Below are 21,943 nucleotides of genomic sequence, written 5' to 3' on the forward strand. Positions count from 1 at the left end.
GCTAGCGCGCAGGTTCGGGACGGCCGGGCTCATGAGTAATAGCGGTATATCGGACGGGCTACGCACGCCGGCTTGTCGACGCCGTCGATCTGGACCGTGAAGGTCAGGGCCATCTGGACGCAGCGCGGGGCCACCTCCTCGACGGTGTCCACGGTGGCGGCCAGCCGGATCTTCGAGCCCACGCGGACCGGGGTGGGGAAGCGGACCTTGTCGAGGCCGTAGTTGACGCCCATCTTGATGCCGTCGACCTGAAGCAGCTCCGAGAAGAACGGGATCACCAGCGACAACGTCAGATAGCCGTGGGCGATCGGGCCGCCGAACGGGCCCTTCCCAGCGCGTTCCACGTCGACGTGGATCCACTGATGGTCGCCGGTCGCTTCGGCGAAAGCGTTCACCCTGTCCTGCGTGACCTCGAGCCACGAGCTGTGCCCGAGGTCCCGGCCGGCGAAGGTCTTGAGCTCGTCCAATCCGCTGACGGTGATCATGAGGAGTTCTCCTTGTCGTCGGTGAGCCCGGAGGGCCGAAGGTCGTCGGTGAGCCCGGAGGGGCGGGGATCGTCGGTGAGGCCGAGCAGGCGGGCCGCGTTGTGTTTGAGGATTTTGGGGCGGACCTCGGGCTTGATGTCCAGGGTGGCGAAATCGGCCATCCAGCGGTCGGGGGTGAGCACCGGGTAGTCCGAACCGAACAGCACCTTGTCCTGCAACAGGGTGTTGGCGTAACGAACGAGCTGTGGAGGGAAGTATTTCGGCGACCAGCCCGACAAATCTATGTGGACAAGGGGCTTGTGGGTAGCGACAGCCAACGCCTCGTCCTGCCAGGGGAACGACGGATGCGCGAGAATGATCTTCAGGTCGGGGAAATCCACAGCCACGTCGTCCACAAGCAGTGGGTTCGAATAGCGCAGACGAACACCGCCACCGCCGCGCACTCCGGCTCCGATCCCGGTCTGCCCGGTGTGGAAAAGTGCGGGAACACCCAGCTCCTCGATCGTCTCGTAGAGCGGGTACGCGAACCGCTCGTCCGGCGCGAAACCCTGCAGGCTCGGATGAAACTTGAACCCGCGTACGCCGTAGTCGTTCACGAGACGCCGGGCCTCGCGGATGCCGGCCCGCCCGCGGTGCGGATCCACAGACGCGAACGGAATGAGCACGTCGCTGTGGACAGCGCAGCCCTCAGCGACCTCCTCGTTGTGGATACGCGGATGCCCGGTGAGATGCTCGGCGTCCACGGTGAAGACCACCGCGGCCATTCGGCGCTCCCGGTAGTAGCCGGCCATCTGGTCGATCGTCGGTTGCCGCGGCCCACCCGCCTTGAAGTAGGCCGCCGACGCGCCCAGCAACTCCGGGCTGAGCGACCCCCGCCCGTCCCGCCCCACCTCGCAATGCGTATGAACATCAACGGCAACCAGTGGCTCGACGTTCATGACGTCCCTCTGCCCACGCCCAGCCCACCGGAGGACGGCGACGGCGACTCGGCCGGTGGGTTCGGGGCGGTGATTCCGTAGGTCTCTGTGCTGGGGGCGAAGGTTCGGGGCCACTCGGTGGCTATCGCTTCGGCGGTCCAGCCGCCGTCGGTGAAGGCCACCGTCTTCTCGGTGGGGTGGGACCACAGGGTCAGGCGGTCGCCGCCTATGCCTATGGCCTGACCGGTGATGTTCTGGGCCTCGTCCGAGGACAGGAAGACGATCAGGCCGGTTACGTCGTCGACCGATCCCATTCCCTCGTCGCGGCGCAGCCAGGGTGGGAGCGGGGCGCCTGTGCGTTCTGATTCCTCGATGGCGGGGGAGAACGCGGGGATCGTCTTCGTCATCTCGGTGGCCGCCACGGGGACGACCGCGTTGACCGTTATGCCGGCTCGGGCCAGTTCGAGCGCCCAGGTGCGGGCCATCGCGGCGATGCCCGCCTTGGCTGCCGCATAGTTGGTCTGGCCGAAGTTTCCGCGTTGACCGGCCGGGGACGACACCACGATGATGCGTCCACCGGAACCCTGTGCGCGCATGTGGACAGCGGCGGCCCGTGCACAGGTGAACGTTCCGCGCAGATGCACGTTGATGACCGAATCGAAGTCGTCGTCGGTCATTTTCCACAGGACCCGGTCGCGCAGGATTCCCGCATTCGTGACCATCACGTCCAGGCGTCCGAATTGTTCGACCGCGGTGTCCACAAGCTGTGAAGCGCTTCCCGCGTCCCCCACAGCGGCGGTGACCCCGACCGCGCGACCCCCCGAGGCGGTGATCGACCCGACCGCGGATGACACGGCAACCTGGTCGATGTCGTTGACGACCACGGCGGCCCCGGCGGCCGCGAGCGCGCGGGCATACCCGAGACCCAGCCCTCGCCCACTACCCGTGACGACGGCGACTTTCCCGGTCAGTCTCATCACTTCTCCTGTTGATCTCGCGTACGGGGTGGGATCGCCGCGCACGGAACGGCAGGCGCGCCAAGAACGGCAGGCGCGCCAGGAACGGCGACCGCGCCACAAGAGACGGGCGCGCGTGGGAGGGGAGGGCGGTCTCGGAGGACAGACCCTCATGAGGAGAGGCTGCCTCAGATGGCGGACGCCCGCGAGACGGCCCAGGGGATTCTGCGGGCACGCCCGCTTGAGAAGGCCTGCGGATGCGGGAGGACAAGCGATCCAGAGCGGGGACCATGCCGTGGGGCAGGTAGCGGACCGCGACTATCAGCAACAGGGCGTAGACCGCATACGACAGGACGCTGGGGGCGTACGTCGGCATGCCGGGCTGGGTGCCCAGCGTGTTCAGCACCTGTACCAGCAGGACGATCACCGTTGCGCCGACCAGCGGGCCGGTCAGGGTTCCGAGGCCGCCCACCACCGCCATCACCACGAACTCGATCGACAGCAGCACCGGGAACGAACCCGGCGACAGGTAGCCCAGGTAGAAGGCGTAAACCCCACCGGCCAGCCCCGCGAAGGCCGCTGACAGCGCGAACACGGCCAGCCGATAAGCCCCGACCGGCACTCCCCCAGCCGCCGCCGCCATCTCGCTCGACGCCGAGGCGCGCAGGCCCCGCCCGGCCCGCGAGCGCACCACGTTGTGCGAGATCAGGAGCACCAGACCCAGAGCGGCCAACGCGAGGTAGGCGTAGGTGAGGTCGGAGACCGCCTCCCAGCCGCCCACCGAGAACCGCGGGATGCCCTGCAACCCGATCGCCCCGCCCGCCCACGTCCCTTGACTCAGCAGCGAGAGCAGGATCAGTTGCACGGCCAGGGTCGCGAAGGCCAGGTGGTGTCCCCGCAACCGCAGCAGCGGCGCGCCCAGCAACACCGCCGCCGCGGCCGCGATCACCGGCGCCGCCAGCAACCCGGCCAACGGTGGCAGGCCGTGCACCGAGAGCAGCCCCGCCCCGTACGCCCCGATCGCGTAGAACGCCGCCTGCCCGAGCGACACCTGACCGGCGTACCCCATCAGCAGTGACACCCCGACCGTGACCGTCGCCGTCAGACCGAGCAGCACGAACGTCGCGAGATACCGCGAGGGCAGCAGGGCCGGCACCACCGCCGAGGCAAGCAGGAGGAGGAAGAGCTTCACGTAGCCTCCCGCACAGCCCCGGCCCGCGCCGCCTGCACGATCATCACCGCGAGCATGAGCAGCAACGCCACCTCCAGCTGATAGGCCCCGCCCCCGTACCCGGCGATCAACGTCTGCGCCACCCCCAGCAGCAGCCCGCCGGCCAGGGCGACGAACGGCCGCCGCAGCCCGCCCAGCACCGCCGCCGCGAAGCCGTTGACGATCAGTGCCACGTCGCTGTCGAAGGTCACCTGCTGCACCGGTGTCGTCAGCACCCCCGCCAGCCCGCCCAGCGCCCCGCCCAGCCCGAAGGCCAGCAGCCCCATCCGCCGGACGTCGATCCCCACAACCCGGGCCGCGTACGGATTCGACGCGCACGCCGTCAGCGCCTTGCCCAGGTCGGTGCGGGTGAAGAACAGCCCCATCGCCGCGAACACCGGCACGGTCACGCCCAGAATCAGCAGGTAGTGCGCCTGAACCCCGGCGACGACCCCGCCCAGGCCCGGGAACGACCGCGGTTGATCGCCCCACAGCACGATCTCGACCGCGTACGCGAACACGCCCACCCCGACGGTGATGATGAGCGACTGCCCCGGCGACCCCGTCACCAGCAGCCCGACCAGCACCCCGCACAGCGCGGCCACGGCCACCGCCACCAGCTCGGCCACCCCGTGCGGCAGTCCTCCCGCGAGCAGCGTCGAGGTCAGCATCGCGGCCACCACCGCGAACGCCCCCTGCGCGAAGTTCACGACTCCGGTCACCCGATAGATCGCGACCAGCCCGCTGCCGACCAGCGCATACCCCGCGCCGATTCCCAGACCGGTCAGGACGTACGCGAGGAGGTCGCTCATCCGAGATACGCCGTCGCGACTCGGGGGTCCTCCACCAGCGAGCGCGCCGGCCCGGTCACCACGATCCGGCCCGCTTCCAGCACGTACGCCCGTGAGCAGAGCGACAGGGCGAGCCGGGCGTTCTGCTCGATCAGCAGCACCGCCAGCCCCCGCTCCTCGTGCAGTTCGCGCAGGTGGCCGACGAGCGAGTCGACGACCAGCGGCGCGAGCCCCAGTGACAGCTCGTCGATCACCAGCACGTCGGGCCGGGCCATCAGCGCCCGCCCGATCGCCACCTGCTGTTGCTGCCCGCCCGAGAGCGTGCCGGCCACCCGTTTGCGCAGCGGGGTCAGCTCCGGCAGCAGCGCGTAGACGAAGGTCGTGTCGCGCCCCCGCCGCCCGTTGCGCCACCCGCCGAGCCGCAGGTTGTCGTCCACGCTGAGGTCCGCGAAGACCTCGCGCCCCTCGGGCACCTGGGCGAGCCGCCCCCGCACGACGACCCGCCCCTCGTACGGAACCAGCCCGGACAACGCCCGCACCAGGGTGGATTTCCCGGCGCCGTTGGCCCCGACGAGCGCCACCATCTCCCCCGCCTCGACGAACAGGCTCACGCCGTCGAGCGCGGTCGCCCCGTCGTAGCGCACGGTCAGGTCGTCCACCGAGACGATCACGCCGAAGCCCCGAGGTACGCCGTGATCACCCGGGTGTCGGCCCGCACCTGGGCCGGTGTCCCGTCGGCGATGACCTGCCCCAGGTCGAGCACGGTGACCCGGTCGGCCAGCCGCATCACGAACCCGACGTCGTGCTCGACCAGCAGCATTGTCAGCCCTTCGGCCCGCAGGTCGAGCAGCAGCGCGGCCAGCCGTTCGCGCTCCCCGGCCCGCAACCCCGAGGCCGGTTCGTCGAGCAGCAACAGCCGGGGCCGCCCGCACAGCGCCCGCGCCAGCTGCAACGCCCGCTGCTGGCCCAGCGGCAACGACGACGCCGGCCGCGAGGCCCACGAGACGATCCCGGTGCGCTCCAAACAGGAAAACGCCCGCGTACGGATCTCGCGCTCGGTCCGATGGTGAGAGGGCAGCCGCATCGCCGCGGCGACGAACCCGGCCCGGGTCGAACTGTGCGCCCCGACCATCACGTTCTCCAGCACCGTCATCCCGGCGAAGACGCGAGCGGCCTGGAACACCACCCCCACCCCGAGCCGAGCCCGCCGGTACGCCGGCAGACGGTCGATCCGGGTGCCGTCCAGCGTGACCGTTCCCGCGTCCGGGGCGAGTTGCCCGCCGATCAGCGCGAACAGCGTCGACTTGCCGGCGCCGTTGGGCCCGATGACCGCGCGCAGCTCGCCGGGCTCGACGGCGAGGTCCACGTCGCGTACGGCGTAGACCCCGCCGAAGGCCCGGGCCGCCCCCGTGACGGCGAGAGCGGCGCCCGCCGCCATCAGCGGCCGCCAACCTCGGCGAGTCTGGTCTTCGAATAGTCGGTCGGCTCGAATTTGCCGCCCCGCACGGTGGTGATGGCGATGAAGTCGGTCGTCAATCCGCTGTGGTCGGTGGCCGAGTATTTGTAGGTGCCGTTGGGTGTCGTGAGCGTGAGCCCTTCGAGCGCGTCGCGAACCTTCTTCCGATCGGAGCCGCCCGCTTTCTCGATGGCCGCCGCGAGCAGTTTCACGCCGCTGTAGCCGTCCTGCGCGAACTGCGGTGGCGGGTATCCGTGCTTCGCCTCGAAGGCCGTGGACAGCTCTTCGATCGCCGTCTTCTGCGCGCCGGCCGGCAGGGTCGAGCCGACCACGCCGATCGAGCCGGCGATCGTGACGCCCTCGGCGGCGGGCCCGGCCGGGTCGAGGAACAGCTTGCTGGCCTGGGAACCGGTCAGCACCAGCGGAATCTTCAGGCCGCCGGCCGCGTACTGCTTGGTCAGGGCCACGGCCGGAGCGCCGGTCGCCCACACCATCAGGGCCTGCGCCTGCGACGCCCGCACGTGGGTGAACACCGCGCTGAACTCGGTGGCGGTCGTCTGGAACTGCTCGATCGGGTCCAGGGTCACCCCGTACGCGGCGGCTTTGCTCTGCAGGCCCCGGAAGCCGGCCGACGCATAGCTGCTCTTGGTGTCGTAGGCGACGGCGACGCGCGTGAGCTTCGAGGCCTGGAAATACTTGAGCGCGGCCTCGGCATAGGTGCCCGACAATGCCGGGACGACGAAGACGTACGGATGGATGGGGCTGACCTGTTCGTCGGCGGGCGTGAGCGAGATGTAGGGGATCTGTTCGCGGTCGACCAGCGGAATGGTGGCCAGCGCGGAGTTGGAGAACGGCGAGCCGATGATGGCGTCGGAGCCGCCCTTGAGTTCGTTGAAGGCGAGCACGGCCTGGTCGGGCAGGCTCTTGTCGTCGCGGACGGACAGTTCGATCGTGCGCCCGCCGATGCCGCCGGCCGCGTTGATCTGCTCGACGGCCAGGGCGACGGACTTCTGGTTCTCGGAGCCGAGCGGCGAATAGTTGCCGGTCAGCGAGACGATCTGGCCGACGCGGATCGGGTCGTCGCCGCCACCACCGCTGCCACCGTCGTCGCCGCATGCCGCCGTGGCGAGCACCAGGGCCGCTGTCAGGACGTATCTGCGCACGGAACCTCCCCGAGGAAGGACGGGAGCGTGAGAACCGAAGTTAGGCGCATCTGGAACGGCCGTCAAGAATCTGCCTAACATCTTCCTCATGGTGCAACCGCAGACCCTGTTGCTGATGCTCTTCGGCGACTTCGTGCTCGACCGGAACGTCAGCGTCTTCTCGGGCAGCGTGATCGACGTGTGCGGACAGCTCGGCCTCTCCGAGCACGCCGCCCGCTCGACCCTGACCCGCATGGCCGGGCGTGACCTGCTGACCCGGCGGCGGGCGGGCCGGCGCGTCTACTTCGGCCTGACCGAACGCTCGACCGCGATCCTGCGCGACGGCCGCACCCGCATCTGGGAGACCGGCGCCGTCAACGACCGCTGGGACGGCACGTGGACGCTGCTCAGCTTCTCGCTGCCCGAGTCGTGGCAGCGCCAGCGGCACGACCTGCGCTCCCAGCTGGCCTGGGCCGGGTTCGGGCCGATCCAGGGCGGGTTGTGGATCGCGCCCGGCGAGGTCGGCGCCCAGCAGATCGTGCGCGACCTGGGCCTCGAGGCGCACGCGCGGGTCTTCCACGCCCGGGCCGACGCGCTCACCGACGTCGGCGTGATGGTCCGAGACGCGTACGACCTTGAGGCGCTGGCGCTGCGCTACGCGGAGTTCCTGGCCCGCTGGGACGGGCCGCCCCCGCTCGACGACCCCCTCGCGGCCCGGCTCAGCCTGATCGCCGAGTGGCTGCACGCCATCCGACGCGACCCGCGCCTGCCGGTCGAGCACCTGCCCGCGGACTGGCCGGCCGTGCGCGCGCAGAAGGTCTTCCGCGAGCTTGAGAAGGCATCCCTGGCGCCCGCCCGCACGATCGCGGACGGGCTCCTCGAAGTCATCCCCTAGGATTTTCGGCGGGCGGCGGGGTCTCGTCGGCACGGTCGGCGGCCGGCAGCCAGAGTACGAAGGTGCTTCCGTGGCCCGGGGTCGAATAGGCCGCCGCCCGGCCGCCGTGCGATTCGACGATCTGCCTGACGATCGCCAGCCCGAGCCCGGTGCGACGCTCACGCCGTACGCCCGGGGTCTGCTCGTTGTTGGCGCCACGCCAGAAGCGGTCGAAGACGCGGGGCAGGTCGTCGGGGGCGATGCCGGGACCCTCGTCGGCGACCGCCAGCCACAGCCACGAACCCTCCCGGCCCGTCGCCACGGTGATCACGGAATGGCTGGGGGCCAGCCGCAGCGAGTTGGAGAGCAGGTTGTTCACGGCCCGCCGCAGCGCGTCGGCGTCGCCGATCAGGTGCAGGCCGGGCGCCAGCGCGTAGGTCAGCCGCAGCGGCCGGTCGGTCACGAACGACTCCTCGCCGGCCTCGCGCGCCACCACCGACAGATCGACGTCGGCGTCGGGGGTCGCGTCGGCGTCGCGGCGCGCGGTCGCCAGCAGGTCTTCGACCAGGCGGGACATGCGCGTCGTGGCCCGGTCGACCACGGCCACGGCCCGCCGGCGCTCGTCGGGGGTCGCGTCGGGCGCGTTCAGCGACGCGTCGAGGTTGGTCCGGATGATCGCCAGGGGGCTGCGCAGCTCGTGCGAGGCGTCGTCGATGAGCTGGCGCTGCGCCTGGAACGCGTGGTCGAGCCGCTCGAGCATCGAGTCGATCGTGTCGGCCAGGTCGCGCAGCTCGTCACGCGGGCCACCGAGGTGGATGCGCTGGGACAGGTCGGTCGCCTGGATCTCGCGGGCCGCGCGGGTGATCGACCCGACCGGCCGCAGCGCCCGCCCCGACAGCACCCAGCCGATGCCCAGGCTCGACACGAAGAGCACCCCGAGCGCGATGAACGAGTATTCGCGCAGCTTCTTCATGGTGTTGAAGTTGACCGCCGCCTCGACCTGGCTGACCTCGGCGACGTTCGTCGAGCCCTGAACGTAGCCGTTGCGGTCGATGATCTTCGCGCGCTGGGCCGTGATCGGCTGGGGCGAGGTGGTCTGCGCGACCGCCACGTAGATCACCCCGAGGGTCAGGCCGGCCAGCGCGAACAACACCGTCGAATAGATGACGGTCAGCCGGAACCGAATCGACCGGAACACCTCGGGACGGTTGCTGAGCCTCATGGGCATGCCCTCCTGGCCCTACGACCGCTTCGCTCACTCCGGTGCAGTCGGTCATGCCGCACCTTCCTCCCTGAGCCGGTAGCCCCGGCCGACAACGGTCTCGATCGAGCCTTCGCCGAGCTTGCGCCGCAGAGTGCCGACGGTGACCCGTACGGTCTGGGTGAACGGGTCGGCGTTGGCGTCCCACACGTGCTCGAGCAGTTCCTCGCTGGAGACCACGATGCCCGGCCGGGTCATCAGGTATTCCAGCACCCCGAACTCCTTGGGCGTCAGAGCGAGGGGCTGATCGGCAACGGTCACCGAGTGACGGGCCGTGTCGAGCACGATGTCACCCACCAACAGCACCGCCGACCCGCCGCCGGTGTCGCGCCGCAGCAGCGCCCGCACCCGGGCCAGCAGCTCGGCCAGGTGGAACGGCTTGACCAGGTAGTCGTCGGCGCCCTCGTCGAGGCCGCGCACCCGGTCGTCGAGCCCGCCCCGCGCGGTCAGCATCAGCACGCGCGGGTCGGTGTCGCCGGGCGTCGGCAGCTCCCCGGTCCGCAGCGACCGGCACAGAGCGAACCCGTCACCGTCGGGCAGGTTCACGTCGAGCAGCATCAGATCGTATTCGTTCACGGTCAACCGGTCATAGGCCTGAGCGGCGTCCAGAGCGACGTCCACCGCGTAGCCGCCGCGGGTGAGCCCGACTCGCAGGCCCTCGGCCAGATCCTCTTCGTCCTCCACCACCAGCAACCGCATTCTTCGACTATCCACGCGCGATGAGGCCGTCGGCGACCTGGCGGGCCCGTTCAATGGGCACCGCGAAGCCGATCCCGATCGAACCGCCGCCCTCGAGGGTGGCGATCGCCGTGTTCACCCCGATAACTTCCCCTCGGGCGTTGACGAGAGGTCCGCCCGAGTTGCCCGGGTTGATGGAGGCATCGGTCTGCACCGCCGTCTGCCGCGAAGACCCACCCAGGCGTACGGGCCGATCGAGCGCGCTGACGATGCCGGCGGTGACGGTTCCGCTGAGCCCGAGCGGCGAACCGACCGCGAGGACCGGCTCACCGACCCGGGTGGCGTTCGGGTCGGCCAGCGCGAGCCGGTCGAGGGCGGCACCGCCGTCGACCCGCAGGACGGCGATGTCGTTGCTCGGGTCGGTGCCGACGACCTCGGCGTTGAGCCGCTTCCCGTCCGAGCCGACGACCGTGATCGCCCCGCCGCTCCCGGCCGCGACCACGTGGTTGTTGGTGACGATGTGGCCCCGGTCGTCGAAGACGAAGCCGGAACCGGAACCGCCGCCCGAAGCGGTGCGCACCTGCACCGACACGACACCGGGCAGCACCCGGGCGGCGGCACCGACCAGATCGGCGGGAACGTTGCCCTGCGTGGGCGGGGCGGCGGTGGCGGGTTCGGTGCCGGAGTCGTCGTCGCGGCCGGCCGCGTAGCCGGCCACTCCCCCGGCGCCGGCCGACAAGCCGATGACGGCCAGAGCGGCCAGCGCGGCGGCGGGGAGACGACGGCCCTTCTGTGCGGCGGTTGCGGTAGAGCCCTGCCCGGCTTGCGGTGCGGAGGCCCAGTCGGGCGAGTGGAACTCGGGTCCGCGTGGAGTGCCAAGTCCGGACATGTCGTTCCTTTCGATTTCGACCGGCGAACCGGTCGGGGTGGGGAGGCACGGGAAGGAGGGTTGGTCAGGGAAGACGGGCGAACCAGAACATCGAGGCGAGCGCGGCGACCAGGGCCAGCCCGAGCCCGATGCCGATGAAGCGGGCGGACACGTCCCGTACCTCGGTCTCATAGCCCACGGACGAGCCGATGTCGGCGTACGCGGCCTGAAGCTCGTCGGTGTTGGCGGCCTCGAAGAAGCGCCCGCCGGTGGCGTCGGCGACCGACCGCAGGGTCTCGCCGTCGACCGGCACCTGCTGGCCGTCGCCGATCGTGCCCGACGCCGTGCCGAACGAGATCGTGTCGACCGGAACGCCCAGCTCGTTCGCCGTGCGGGCCGCCTCGGCCGGGTCCTGCCCCGACGTGTTCGCGCCGTCCGACAGGATGACCACACGGGCCGGCGGCACGTCCTCGTCCGCCTCGGCGTCGACCGAACGGATCTGCTCCAGCGCCGACGCGATCGCATCCCCGATCGCCGTACCGGCGGTGCCCGCCGAACCGTCGGCGAGCCGGTCGATGCCGCCGCCGAGCTGCTCGCGGTCGGTGCCCGGGGGCACGAAGACCGAGGCCTGCCCGGCGAACCCGACCAGCCCGACGTTGAACTTCTCGGGCAGGTCGGCGACGAAGCCACGGGCCGCGTCCTTGGCCGCGCTCAACCGGTCCGGCGCGACGTCGGTGGCCAGCATCGACCGCGAGACGTCCACGGCGACCAGCACGGTCGCCCGCTCGCGCGGCACCCGGACCTCGTCCTGCGGCTGGGCGAACCCGACCACGAGCAGGCCCAGCATGGCCAGGAACAGGCTGGCCGGCAGGTGGCGACGCCAGCCCGGGCGGCTCGGCGCCACCCGGTCGAGCAGCTTCAGGTTGGTGAATCGAACGGCGTATTTGCTGCGGCGGCGCTGCATGACGACGTACGCCGCGGCGAGCGCGACCACGCCGAGCAGCAGCCACAGCCGTTCCGGGGACAGCCAGGTCATCTCGGAGTCCTTTGTGGTTTGATCGCGGCCCGGCTCAGGCGCCGCCGCGCGTGCACATGACGCACGATGTCGGCGACCCAGTCCCGGTCGGTCCGCAACGGAAGGTGAGCAGCACCGGCCCGCTTGACGGATTCGGCGATGGTGGCCTGCTGCTGGGCGGCCGCGGCGGCATACTTCGCGCGCAGCCGTTTGCTGGCGGTCGGCACGTCACGGCGCCGCCCGGTCTCCGGGTCGACCAGGGTGAGCAGCCCGACGTCCGGCAGTTCCTGCTCGCGCGGATCCCCGACCTGCACGGCGAGCACCTGATGCCGCGCCGCGAGCCGTCGCAACGGCTCCTCCCAGGCGGGGGCGGCGGGCCCGAGCCCGTCCTCGTCGAGGCCGTCGAGGAAGTCGGAGACCACGACGACGAGCCCACTGCGAGGCGACTGCCGGTGCAGCGCCTCGATCCCGGCGGCGAGTCCGCCGCCCTGCTGGTCGCGCGGCGTGAGCATCATCGCCCGCAACAGCGCCAGCAGAGCAGACCGCCCACCGCGAGCGGGGAAACGGCGTACGCCCTCAGCAGTCAGCAGGTGAGCCCCGAGCCGGTTGCCGTTGCCGAGCGTGAGGAACCCGACGGCGGCGACGGCGGCGAGGGCCAGTTCCCGCTTCTCCAGCTCGGCCGTGCCGAAGTCCATGCTGGCGCTGCCGTCGACCAGCACCTGCGTGGTGAGCTCGCGGTCGGCGTCAACGGTCCGCACGTGCGGCACGGTCGTACGCGCCGTGACGGCCCAGTCCATGCGCCGGACCTCGTCCTCACCGGCCCGGTATTCCCGACTACCGGCCGGTTCACTGCCGATGCCGGGCAGCAACCCGAGGTACGACCCGTGCAGCAGCCCGTCGAGACGCCGCGTGATGAGCAGTTCGAGCCGTCGCAGCCGCCGCTCGGGGGCCAGCTCGGCCAGGAATCCACCCTCGTTCATGCGGCCATCCCGAGGCCGGGCCCGGAACCCTCTTGAGAAGGAGCGATCAGAGGCAGCGGTACGGCTTCCACGATGCGCTGGACGATCTGCTCGGGCTGTACGCCGTCGGCGACCGCGTCGAACGAAAGCACGAGCCGGTGCGCGAGAACGTCGGAGGCGATCTCCTGCAGGTCGGCGGGCAGAACGTAGTCGCGCCCGCGAAGCAGAGCGAGAGCCCGCCCGGCGGCGACCAGGCCGAGCGTGGCCCGAGGACTGGCCCCGTAGGCGAGCTGGGCGGCCACCTCCGGCAACCCGAACCGCTCCGGCTCGCGGGTGGCGAGAACGAGCCGGACGACGTACTCGGCGAGCGCGTGATGCACGAAAACACCACGAGCCCTACCCTGCAGGTCGCGCAGAGTCTCCGGGTCGAGAACCGGCTGGGCGACCGGGCGCGCCCCACCCATGCGATACAGAATGCCGAGCTCTTCCTGCTCACTCGGATAGCCGACGACAACGCGCATCAGGAAACGGTCGCGCTGCGCCTCCGGAAGCTGGTAGACGCCCTCGCTCTCGATGGGATTCTGAGTGGCGAGAACAAGGAAAGGCTGCGGTACGGGGTAGGTCCGTCCGCCAATCGAAACGTGGCCCTCGGCCATGACCTCGAGAAGCGCGGACTGCACCTTGGCCGGCGCCCGGTTGATCTCGTCGGCGAGCACGATGTTGGCCATGACCGGGCCCAGCTCGACGTCGAAGCTCTCTTTGCCGGCGCGATAGATCCGGGTGCCGAGGATGTCGGAGGGCACAAGATCAGGAGTGAACTGAATGCGGTGGAAAGTGCCCCCGACAGCGGTAGCCAGGGTTTCAGCGGCCAACGTCTTGGCGACGCCCGGAACGCCTTCGAGCAACGTGTGGCCGCCGGCCAGCAGCGCGGTCATCAGGCGCTCCACTAGGCGGTCCTGGCCGACGATCACTTTCTTGACTTCGAACAGGGTCTGTTCCAGGCGTCGGTCGGTTGCGTCATCTGTCATGCATCTGAGTTCAGCAAGTGGGGCCGAAAGAAGACCGAAGAAACTACGGCCCGTGGTGCCGGTCACGGTGGACGGGTGGCGCCGGCGGTGGGCATCCACGGCCGGCGATTGAGAATCGCCTCCTTCCGGCATAACGACGTTGATCGTCTCGCAAATCGTTGAAGGAGGGCTTTCAAACGCCTCCGAAGGACCCACTTCCCGGAAAGGACACATTGACGACGGGCTTGACGTTCGGAAGCTTGAGCGCTCCACCGGGCGACCAGAACGAGCCAGGCCCGGGATGTGAATCGGCCCTTTCCGAAATAGCGTCGATGATCGCCTCGGAAATCATTGATGTAGGGCTCTCAGCCGCCGCCGACGGCCCTCTTTCCTTGAAATGACGCCACGGCGGGCGGCATATTGCCGGATTCTTCACATGGCGCCGGCCCACCCGGACAAATCGGGCCGGTCGGCTGAGCGCCGGCCGCCAAGCTGGCGCTTCGCTGTGTCAAACGGCCGGAAAAACGGGGCCGTCTTGCGCGAAAAGGGCTCATCAAGCCCGACCCGGGGTCGGGTGGTCTCCGAGCGCTCGGCCGGAGTTCGGGGCAGAGCCCTGAGGTTTTCAGACAGAGTGATTGGCCATCAGAACCCGACCAGGATCAACCCGGGACCGAATAGCCCCGAGCCGCACCCACGTAGCGTCGTCATACCCCGCATGGGCTTCATGCCCGGCCTGATGGAATCCCAGATACCGACGCCCGTGCGAGTTCCCCACAGCCACAGCGTCGATAAGCGTATTGATCTCACCCCGAGCCGCCGCCCGCCCCTCGGCCGTAGGCGAGGCACCCACAGCGAACATGTTGTACGCCCCGTCCAAATACGACAGAGCCCCGCCCGCAGGATCAGCCCGCCCCAACGCCCCGCCCAGATGTCGGAACTCCGCGAAGACCAGCCCGAACCCCGACCCGGGCCCGGCCAGCGAAAGCATCATCTCGACGGCCGACTGCGGGAGCCCGTCGAGCAAACGGGAGTCTCCCACCGCGTACGAGGGCCCCTCGGGATCCATGTGCAGATGCGGCACGTCGGTCACCGGCACCCGCTTGAACGTGTCCACCTCAGGCTTCAACTCCCGAAGCGGCGCCAGGAGACGCTCGGCGTCGGCATCGGAATCGAGCACAGTCGCGTCGATGATCACCCACTGCCGGCCCCGCCACGGCTGCGGAGCATGCGGCGGGAACTGCGCATGCCGATAGATGCTGGTGATGCTGTCGGGCAGGTCAGCCGTCCAGGTGCGGAACCGTTCCAGCACCCGCGGAGCCGACTCCAGATCCCAGGCGAGCAGCCCCGCGTACACGTTCTCGAAGGGCATCAGCGCGAACTCGAGCGCCGTGACGACCCCGAAGTTCCCGCCACCACCGCCGCGCAGAGCCCAGAACAGGTCGGCCTCGTGGTTGGCGTCGGCGCGCACCTGAGCGCCGTCGGCCAGCACGAGCTCGACCGCGGTGACCCGGTTGGCCGCAAGCCCGTACGGCCGCCCGTACCAGCTCAGCCCGCCCCCGGTCGTGTAGCCGACAACGCCGACGTCGATCGCCGACCCGTGCAGGCCGGCCAGCCCCTCGTCGGCCGCCGCCCCCACGACCGGCAGCCACACGACCCCCGACCCGACGCGGGCGATCTCGGTGTCGGGCGAGATCGAGATCTCCCCCAGCCGCGCCGTCCGCAGCAGCACCGTGCCGCTGAGGTCCGGCAGCGGAAAGACGTTGTGCCCGCCGCCCGATGGCGAGACCCGCAGCCCCTCGGCCGCAGCCGCTCGAACTACCGCGCTCACCTCGTCGGCCGACCGCGGGAACACCACCGCCGCCGGCCGCAGATCGGCCCCCAGGGTCCAGGTGGTCCGTGCCTCGTCGTAGCCCGCGTCACCCGGCCCGTAGACCTCCGCTGCCGCCTTCCGCAGCGCCGCCACCGCGGTGTTGTCGCTCATGTCGACCTCCTCGCTCGGTGGGTTCCCCCAGAGCACCGACGTTCCCACACGACGGGCCTTCACCGGTGTGACACGGATCGCGAAGGCGAGGCAGGATGGGATCATGACGTATCCACCGCCGCAGTATCACGGGGAAACCGGGGAAGTCAGCGCCACCTACCGGCCGGACGGCACCGCGCCCGAGCTGGTCTATCCGAACGGCACCAAGGTCCACTACCTGTCGACCGGGGCGTCGACCGGCGGGCTGTTCGGGCTCTACCGGTGGGAGTGCGGGCCGGGCGTCACCGGGCCGGACGCGCACTTCCATCGCTCGATCGCCGAGTCGTTCTACATCCTGAGCGGCAGCATGCGCATCTACGACGGCAAGCAGTGGATCGACACCGAGCCGGGCGACTACGTGCACGTACCCATCGGCGGGATCCACGCGTTCAAGAACGAGTCGGGCGCGCCCGCGTCGATGCTGCTGCACTTCTCACCGGGGGCGCCGCGCGAGGGCTACTTCGAGGGCCTCGTACGGGTCGCGCAGATGGACGAGGAGGAACGCGCCGACTTCTACGCCTATCACGACAACATCTGGCTGGGCTGAACGCCGGTGACCAACGGCTGACCGCCACTGACCAGCGGCTGAGCGTCGGCAACCAGCGGCAGGGCGACGCCGTGCCGCAGCCACGTGCCTTTGCCCTGCCGCTTCGCGCCGTACATGGCCAGGTCGGCCTCGCGCAGCAGCGAACCCACGTCCGCGCCGGTGCGGGCGACGGCCACCCCGATGCTGGCCGCCGCCCGCACCGGCACGCCCTCGATCCGTTCGGGCACGGTCAGCGCGGTCAAGATCCGTTCGGCCGTACGCTCGGCCTCGTCGACAGGGCAGCCGGTGAGCAGCACCGCGAATTCGTCGCCGCCGAGCCGGGCCGCCACATCGACGGCCCGGATGGCACCGCGCAGCCGGTCGGCCACCGCGGTCAGCAGCGCGTCGCCGGCCGCGTGGCCCATCGTGTCGTTGACCGCCTTGAACCCGTCGAGGTCGATCACCAGCACGGACGCCTCGGCGGTAGCGAGCGCGTGGACCACCTGGTCGTGGAAGTGCCGGCGGTTGGCGAGCCCGGTCAGCCCGTCGAAGTGGGCCAGGCTCCACAGCCGCGTCTCCTGCTCGCGCAGCCGGTCGATGAGTGCGGTGTTGTCCTGGAACGCGACGAGCTGGCGGGCCGCGACCAGGGCGCCGATCAGGCCCCGGCCGGCCACCACGCCCCACAGGCGCGGGGTCACGCCGCCCGGGAGTGCGCTCACCAGCGCACCGAAAGCAACGATCATGGCCCCGTACGGGAGAAGGCTGTAGGGCTTGCGGCCCGAGCGCGGCGGGTGCGGGTGGGCGAACATGACCGCCACGACGGCGGCCAGCCCGAGCCCGAAGAAGGTGGTCTGCACGGTGCCCGTCCTGCCGTGCGCCGAGTCCGCCACCCGTCCCTCCGGTCCTCACGGACCAGGGCGGCCCATGACGCCCCCTATCGACCCGCCCGCTATTGACTTGAGAGTTAAAGCAAAACGGCTTCCCGCAGGGTCAGGTCAGCTCCCGCACGCCCGTCTCGAGCACGGCCTCGCCGGCGATCTCGATGCGCACCGTCTTGCCCACGAGCCAGCCGCCGGTCTCCAGGGCCACGTTCCAGACCAGCCCGAAGTCCTCGCGTTCGAAGTCGGCCGTCGCGCTGAAGCCGAAGATGTCGCGGCCGTACGGGTCGCGGCGCGCACCGCCGTACTCGACGTTCAGGTCGACCGGCCGGGTCACGTCCTTGATCGTGAGCAGGCCGGAGACGACGAACTTGCCGCTGGCCTTCGCCGCGGGCACGGCGGCCGCGTTGGGCCGGCGCGACAGCGGGTTCTGACGCAGCCGCGCCCACAGGAAGATGTCGTCGTTGCTCTCCTGCCACTGCACCCCGGTGCTGCGGTACTCCATCGTCGGGAAGCGGGCCACGTCGAGGAAGTCGGGGCTGGACAGGTGGGTGTCGCGGTCGGGGTTGTGGGTGTTGATGCTGGTGGTGTCGATCGTGGCGGTGACCGAGGAACGGGCCGGGTCCTCGCCGACGACAATGGTGGCGTTTCCGCGGGCGAACTCGCCGCGCACCGGGCTGACCATCATGTGCTGGGCGAGAAAGCCGAGTCTTTTATGGCCGTCGTCCAGCTTGTACACACCCGGGTCGGGAATGGTCAGGCCGTTCCACTCGCGGATCGGTCGATCGACCATAGCAGCGCTCCACCCCTCGAGCAGGTTCTCCGAATTCAAAGAATCCTAGGCGGTAAATGTGCGCTGCTGCCTCCTGGATCGCCACCGAGGGTGCTCAACCGCAGGTCAGTGGCCCACACCACTCGACCTGAAAATGTGGAAACGACCGATTTAGGCAGCGACCCAGGTCACATTGGGACGTCGTTCGTCACACAGAGTTCCGGACCTTGAAACAAAAGCGACTCGCGTGACGATCGACACCATTCCGGAATGCGGAACGAGCTATTTCGATACGCGCATGATTTCGCCGGTGAGTTCGACGGAACGTACGCGATCCGACACGCTCGAAGCGTGGTGCGCGGTAATCAATTCGTCGGCGCCCGCCTCCTCGGCGAACTTCACCAGGTATTCGCGAACCTCGTCGGGAGTGCCGGCGACGGTGTATTTCGTCATGTTGGCCAGACCCTGCCCGGCCGGCGACTCCAGGAAGGCGTCGATCTCGGCGTCGGTGAAGTTCGAGCCGCGGGCGCCCCGGGTGATGAAGGCGCGGGTGCGCGACCGGTAGGCCTTGACCCGCTGCTGCTGCGCGGTCTCGTGGTCGTCGGCGGCGAAGACGTTCACCCCGGCGATCACGTACGGCTCGGCGAGCTGGGCCGACGGGCGGAACGTCTCGCGATAGACGGTCACGGCCTGGTGCAGCGCGTCGGGGGCGAAGTGCGAGGCGAACGCGTACGGCAACCCGAGCTGGGCGGCGAGCTGAGCGCCGAACAACGAGGACCCGAGGATGTAGAGCGGCACGGACTCGGCCGGACGCGGCACCGCCTCGACGCCCGGGATGCGCGAGTGGCCGGTGAGGTAGCCGTTGAGCTCGAGCACGTCCTGCGGGAACGTGTCGGCCGAGCCGTTGTCGCGGCGCAGGGCCAGCATCGTGTTCTGGTCGCTGCCGGGGGCGCGACCCAGCCCCAGGTCGATGCGGCCGGGGAAGAGCGTGCCGAGCGTGCCGAACTGCTCGGCGATCACCAGCGGCGAGTGGTTGGGCAGCATGATGCCGCCCGCGCCGAGGCGGATGCGCTCGGTATGGGCGGCCACATAACCGATCACGACGCTGGTCGCCGAGGAGGCGATCGTCGGCATGTTGTGGTGCTCGGCGTACCAGACGCGTTCGTAGCCCGTCCGCTCGGCGGCGCGGGCCAGCTCGACGCTGGCCTCGAAGCTGTCGCGGGCCGTCTGTCCCCCGCTGATCGGCGCGAGGTCGAGAATCGAGATCGCGATCGCCATGTGAGCTGCCTCCTGAAGGTATGGACAGCTCTGAAAGTACTCCCCGGTCCTTACACCGGCACTGTGCGCCGGAACACGTCGAGCAGGAACCACTCGTCCTCGTGGTGCACGACCCGCTCGAGCCCCTCGCGGGCGGCCAGCGCGGCGTGCACCTGGAAGCCGTCGTAGTTGCCGCCGTCGGCCCGGTCGCGGAAGTGCACGGCGACGATGTCCCCGTTCTCTTCCAGCCGCTGGACCAGCCCGTCGAGCGTGGCGTGCAGGTCGGCCTCGTTGAAGTAGTAGAGAAGGTCGCCCACCACGATCAGGTCGTACGCGGCGTCGGGCAGCTCGGCGGGCAGCTCGGCCCGCTCGAACCGCACGTTCGGCAGGTCGGCGACGATGGCGCGGCCCTGCTCGACGGCCGAGTCGACCGAGTCGACCGCCAGCACCTCGTCACAGCGGGCCGCGAGCAACCGCGTGAGCAGCCCGATCGAGGCGCCCGGCTCGTAGCAGGAGCGGTAGTGCTCCCGCGGGAGGCTGGCCACCGTGACCGCGTACTTGCGCTGGTCGTGCCATTTCGTCGCCAGGTCCCACGGATCGTCCTTGGCCATGTAGAGCCCGCTGAAGTAGTCCAGCGAGACGGAATCGGCCGGGGGTTGCGCGTCGTCGAGTGCTCGTGCCACGCGAAGAACCTACCGGGTGTCCCTATCGCTTGATGAACGGACTTCCCTGCCGATGGGGCTTATGGCTGGTTACGCGCCCGATGGCCAGGAAAGGCCAGGCAGGGAAAGGAGCGCCCGTGCAAAGGCACCGGCGGGACGACGGCTTCACCATGATGGAAGTGGTGGTCGCGATCGCGATCATCTCGATCGTGATGCTGTCGCTGGCCTCCTTCTACGTGGTCAGCCTCCGGGTCATCCATCTGCAGGGCGACCGGCAGGCCGCGATCCAGGCCGCCGGCGACGCGATGGAGCGCACCCGCGCCCTGCAGGTCAACGCCATGCTCACCGGCCGCGACCAGGCGAGCTCGCTGGACCAGTGGACCAACCCCGTCCCCGGCGTCGCGAGCCTGCTGACCGACACCATGGAGTTCGACGAGAGCGCGGCCACCGGCGCCGGGGCGACCGCGGCCCTGCCGACGACCTTCCGCAACCTGGTCCTGAACGGCATCGAGTACCGCCAGCGGTGGTACATCGGCTCGTGCAACCGCGCCGACGACGGCACCTGCACCACCAGCGCGACCGGGGCGCCGTTCTACCGGGTCATCGTCGCGGTCACCTGGACCGACAAGTACTGCGACGGCGACGCCTGCTCGTACGTCACCTCGGCGCTCATCTCGAAGAACACCGAGGAGCCGCTGTTCAACTCGAACGAGAACCTGACCGGCCTCTCGCTGACCACGACGCCCGGCACGCAGACCCACGACGTCACGGTGCCGCTGACCCTGCCGTTCACGAAGTCCGGCGGCCAGGCCCCGCACGTCTGGACGGCAACGGGACTGCCCGCCGGGCTGGCGATCGACCCGGCCACCGGGACCGTCGGCGGCACTCCGACCGCGACCGGGACCTCGGCCGTCAAGATCACGGTCACCGACGCGTACAAGCAGGAGAGCTCGGTCAGCTTCAGCTGGGTGATCAAGGCGCTGCCCACGATGACCGCGCCGGGCACGCAGACGTCCCAGGGCGGGGTGGCGTACACCAAGACCTTCGTGGTTGCGAACGGCACCATCCCGTACGCCTGGTCGACGGTGAAACCCGGGGGCTGGGGTGCGTCGGGCCTGCCGCCCGGCCTCACGCTGGACGCGAGCACCGGCACGATCAGCGGGACCCCGACGACCGTCGGCACCTTCGACGTGACGCTGGTCGTGACCGACAAGTGGGCCCAGACCGACTCGAAGACGTTCAGCTGGATCGTGCCCGCGCTGTCGATCACGAGTGGCAACCCGGCCAACGCGAAGGCCGGCAACGCGATCACCCCGGTGACTCTGGCCGCCACCGGGGGCATCCGCCCGTACACGCTGTGGACCGCCACGGGTCTGCCGGCCGGCCTGCTGCTCGACCCCTTCACCGGGATCATCAGCGGCACTCCCCTGGCCGCCGCTACGTACTCGGTCGTGGTGAAGGTGACCGACTCGGCGGGCATCACAGTGACCAAGACGCTGAGCTGGAAGGTGACCCCGTGATGCGGTGGCCGCGCGACGACGACGGCATCACGCTCATCGAGGTCGTGGTCGCGATGTCGATCATGTCGATCGTGGGCACGCTGTTCACGGTGGCGATGAACCAGATCTACCGGTCGACCAACACGGTGGAGAGCTCCTTCGACGCCCAGCGCCAGATCGAGGCCATGTACGTGCGGCTCGACCAGGAGATCCGCTACGCCCGCAGCATCAGCGACCCGGCCCAGGTCAACGGCGACTGGTACGTCGAATACCTGATGAGCGTCAGCAACATCGACACGTGCGTCGAGCTGCGGGTCAACACCACGGCCCGGGAACTGCAGCGACGCCAGTGGACCAAGAACGTCGACCCGCTCGCCCCGACCGCGTGGACCGTCCTGGCCACCAACGTCCTCGCGACGACCCCGTTCACCGTCGTGCCCGCCGACAAGGGCTCACTGACCGGCTTCCGCTACCAGCGCCTGACCCTCGCCATGACCTCGGTGGCGGGCGGCGGCAGCGGCAGCCCGCCGGACACAGCCCGCCAGGGAGCCACCCGGGAGACCAACGTGACCTTCACCGCGCTCAACGCGACGTCGGCCGAGGTCTCGACCTCCACGGCCGGCAACCCGAACGCGGCGACCTGCGTCGAGGCGCGGGCGGTGGCGTCGTGAGAAGCCTGCGATGGCGGTGCCGGCAAGGCGACCGTGGCT

General features: G+C 70.0%; 23 protein-coding genes. 4 read left to right on the top strand and 19 right to left on the bottom strand.

Features of this window, described 5'->3' with window-relative positions:
- Nucleotides 1-29: 29 nt before the first annotated feature.
- Genes EER30_RS15420 through EER30_RS15455 form a run of 8 tightly spaced genes read right to left on the bottom strand, consistent with a single transcriptional unit; the run spans nucleotide 30 to nucleotide 6,978 of the window.
- Nucleotides 30-485, bottom strand: a complete 456-nt coding sequence (locus EER30_RS15420) for a MaoC family dehydratase (RefSeq protein ID WP_127501103.1) — start codon at nucleotides 483-485, stop codon at nucleotides 30-32.
- Nucleotides 482-1,423 carry an amidohydrolase family protein gene (locus tag EER30_RS15425; protein ID WP_127501104.1) on the bottom strand — a complete coding sequence of 314 codons (942 nt, stop codon included), beginning with the start codon at nucleotides 1,421-1,423 and terminating at the stop codon, nucleotides 482-484. Before EER30_RS15425 ends, EER30_RS15420 begins: the two co-directional genes overlap by 4 nt.
- On the bottom strand, nucleotides 1,420-2,379 hold the full coding sequence (locus EER30_RS15430; RefSeq protein WP_127501105.1) for an SDR family oxidoreductase: 960 nt from the start codon (nucleotides 2,377-2,379) through the stop codon (nucleotides 1,420-1,422). The genes EER30_RS15425 and EER30_RS15430 overlap by 4 nt, the downstream gene beginning before the upstream one ends.
- Nucleotides 2,342-3,550 carry a branched-chain amino acid ABC transporter permease gene (locus EER30_RS15435; RefSeq protein ID WP_127501106.1) on the bottom strand — a complete coding sequence of 403 codons (1,209 nt, stop codon included), beginning with the start codon at nucleotides 3,548-3,550 and terminating at the stop codon, nucleotides 2,342-2,344. The genes EER30_RS15430 and EER30_RS15435 overlap by 38 nt, the downstream gene beginning before the upstream one ends.
- On the bottom strand, nucleotides 3,547-4,380 hold the full coding sequence (locus tag EER30_RS15440) for a branched-chain amino acid ABC transporter permease (RefSeq protein WP_127501108.1): 834 nt from the start codon (nucleotides 4,378-4,380) through the stop codon (nucleotides 3,547-3,549). Before EER30_RS15440 ends, EER30_RS15435 begins: the two co-directional genes overlap by 4 nt.
- Entirely contained in the window at nucleotides 4,377-5,030 is a 654-nt protein-coding gene (locus EER30_RS15445; RefSeq protein ID WP_240670031.1) for an ABC transporter ATP-binding protein, read from the bottom strand. The genes EER30_RS15440 and EER30_RS15445 overlap by 4 nt, the downstream gene beginning before the upstream one ends.
- Complete coding sequence (locus EER30_RS15450; RefSeq protein WP_127501109.1) at nucleotides 5,027-5,797, bottom strand: ABC transporter ATP-binding protein; 771 nt, start codon at nucleotides 5,795-5,797, stop codon at nucleotides 5,027-5,029. The genes EER30_RS15445 and EER30_RS15450 overlap by 4 nt, the downstream gene beginning before the upstream one ends.
- The gene (locus tag EER30_RS15455; protein ID WP_127501110.1) at nucleotides 5,797-6,978 is read right to left on the bottom strand and encodes an ABC transporter substrate-binding protein; all 1,182 of its coding nucleotides are present in this window, start codon (nucleotides 6,976-6,978) and stop codon (nucleotides 5,797-5,799) included. The genes EER30_RS15450 and EER30_RS15455 overlap by 1 nt, the downstream gene beginning before the upstream one ends.
- 88 nt (nucleotides 6,979-7,066) lie before the next feature.
- Here EER30_RS15455 and EER30_RS15460 point away from each other — a divergent pair, with 88 nt between their 5' ends.
- Nucleotides 7,067-7,852, top strand: a complete 786-nt coding sequence (locus EER30_RS15460) for a PaaX family transcriptional regulator (protein ID WP_127501111.1) — start codon at nucleotides 7,067-7,069, stop codon at nucleotides 7,850-7,852.
- Here EER30_RS15460 and EER30_RS15465 read toward each other — a convergent pair.
- From EER30_RS15465 to EER30_RS15495, 7 genes are all read right to left on the bottom strand, one after another.
- On the bottom strand, nucleotides 7,842-9,053 hold the full coding sequence (locus tag EER30_RS15465) for a sensor histidine kinase (RefSeq protein WP_205650245.1): 1,212 nt from the start codon (nucleotides 9,051-9,053) through the stop codon (nucleotides 7,842-7,844). The two genes, EER30_RS15460 and EER30_RS15465, sit on opposite strands and share 11 nt — an antisense overlap.
- A gap of 51 nt (nucleotides 9,054-9,104) precedes the next feature.
- The gene (locus tag EER30_RS15470) at nucleotides 9,105-9,791 is read right to left on the bottom strand and encodes a response regulator transcription factor (RefSeq protein WP_127501113.1); all 687 of its coding nucleotides are present in this window, start codon (nucleotides 9,789-9,791) and stop codon (nucleotides 9,105-9,107) included.
- A 7-nt stretch (nucleotides 9,792-9,798) separates the two neighbouring features.
- Nucleotides 9,799-10,659: a S1C family serine protease gene (locus EER30_RS15475; RefSeq protein WP_127501114.1), complete on the bottom strand. Its 861-nt coding sequence runs from the start codon at nucleotides 10,657-10,659 to the stop codon at nucleotides 9,799-9,801.
- A 64-nt stretch (nucleotides 10,660-10,723) separates the two neighbouring features.
- A complete protein-coding gene (locus tag EER30_RS15480) occupies nucleotides 10,724-11,674 on the bottom strand; it encodes a VWA domain-containing protein (protein ID WP_127501115.1) in 951 nt (316 codons plus the stop codon).
- Nucleotides 11,671-12,633 carry a DUF58 domain-containing protein gene (locus EER30_RS15485; protein ID WP_127501116.1) on the bottom strand — a complete coding sequence of 321 codons (963 nt, stop codon included), beginning with the start codon at nucleotides 12,631-12,633 and terminating at the stop codon, nucleotides 11,671-11,673. The genes EER30_RS15480 and EER30_RS15485 overlap by 4 nt, the downstream gene beginning before the upstream one ends.
- Nucleotides 12,630-13,640, bottom strand: coding sequence for an AAA family ATPase (locus tag EER30_RS15490; RefSeq protein WP_127501117.1), 1,011 nt, complete (start codon nucleotides 13,638-13,640; stop codon nucleotides 12,630-12,632). The genes EER30_RS15485 and EER30_RS15490 overlap by 4 nt, the downstream gene beginning before the upstream one ends.
- 601 nt (nucleotides 13,641-14,241) lie before the next feature.
- Nucleotides 14,242-15,600, bottom strand: a complete 1,359-nt coding sequence (locus EER30_RS15495) for an FAD-binding oxidoreductase (RefSeq protein ID WP_164842340.1) — start codon at nucleotides 15,598-15,600, stop codon at nucleotides 14,242-14,244.
- A gap of 103 nt (nucleotides 15,601-15,703) precedes the next feature.
- Here EER30_RS15495 and EER30_RS15500 point away from each other — a divergent pair, with 103 nt between their 5' ends.
- The gene (locus tag EER30_RS15500) at nucleotides 15,704-16,186 is read left to right on the top strand and encodes a cupin domain-containing protein (RefSeq protein ID WP_127501119.1); all 483 of its coding nucleotides are present in this window, start codon (nucleotides 15,704-15,706) and stop codon (nucleotides 16,184-16,186) included.
- On the opposite strand, the gene EER30_RS15505 is transcribed toward EER30_RS15500, so the two are convergent.
- From EER30_RS15505 to EER30_RS15520, 4 genes are all read right to left on the bottom strand, one after another.
- A complete protein-coding gene (locus tag EER30_RS15505) occupies nucleotides 16,162-17,022 on the bottom strand; it encodes a GGDEF domain-containing protein (protein ID WP_240670032.1) in 861 nt (286 codons plus the stop codon). The genes EER30_RS15500 and EER30_RS15505 overlap by 25 nt on opposite strands.
- Nucleotides 17,023-17,155: 133 nt before the next feature.
- On the bottom strand, nucleotides 17,156-17,836 hold the full coding sequence (locus tag EER30_RS15510; protein WP_127501120.1) for a YceI family protein: 681 nt from the start codon (nucleotides 17,834-17,836) through the stop codon (nucleotides 17,156-17,158).
- Between the two features lie 261 nt (nucleotides 17,837-18,097).
- Nucleotides 18,098-19,093 carry an LLM class flavin-dependent oxidoreductase gene (locus EER30_RS15515; protein WP_127501121.1) on the bottom strand — a complete coding sequence of 332 codons (996 nt, stop codon included), beginning with the start codon at nucleotides 19,091-19,093 and terminating at the stop codon, nucleotides 18,098-18,100.
- Between the two features lie 50 nt (nucleotides 19,094-19,143).
- Nucleotides 19,144-19,755 carry a class I SAM-dependent methyltransferase gene (locus EER30_RS15520; RefSeq protein ID WP_240670033.1) on the bottom strand — a complete coding sequence of 204 codons (612 nt, stop codon included), beginning with the start codon at nucleotides 19,753-19,755 and terminating at the stop codon, nucleotides 19,144-19,146.
- A 116-nt stretch (nucleotides 19,756-19,871) separates the two neighbouring features.
- Between EER30_RS15520 and EER30_RS15525 the strand changes: the two genes are divergently transcribed.
- Together EER30_RS15525 and EER30_RS15530 are read left to right on the top strand one after the other, a co-directional pair.
- Nucleotides 19,872-21,254: a putative Ig domain-containing protein gene (locus EER30_RS15525; RefSeq protein WP_164842341.1), complete on the top strand. Its 1,383-nt coding sequence runs from the start codon at nucleotides 19,872-19,874 to the stop codon at nucleotides 21,252-21,254.
- A complete protein-coding gene (locus EER30_RS15530) occupies nucleotides 21,254-21,904 on the top strand; it encodes a prepilin-type N-terminal cleavage/methylation domain-containing protein (protein WP_240670046.1) in 651 nt (216 codons plus the stop codon). Before EER30_RS15525 ends, EER30_RS15530 begins: the two co-directional genes overlap by 1 nt.
- Nucleotides 21,905-21,943 lie beyond the last annotated feature (39 nt).

It is taken from the genome of Actinoplanes solisilvae, assembly GCF_003999975.1.
GTDB classification, from domain to species: Bacteria; Actinomycetota; Actinomycetes; order Mycobacteriales; family Micromonosporaceae; genus Actinoplanes; species Actinoplanes solisilvae.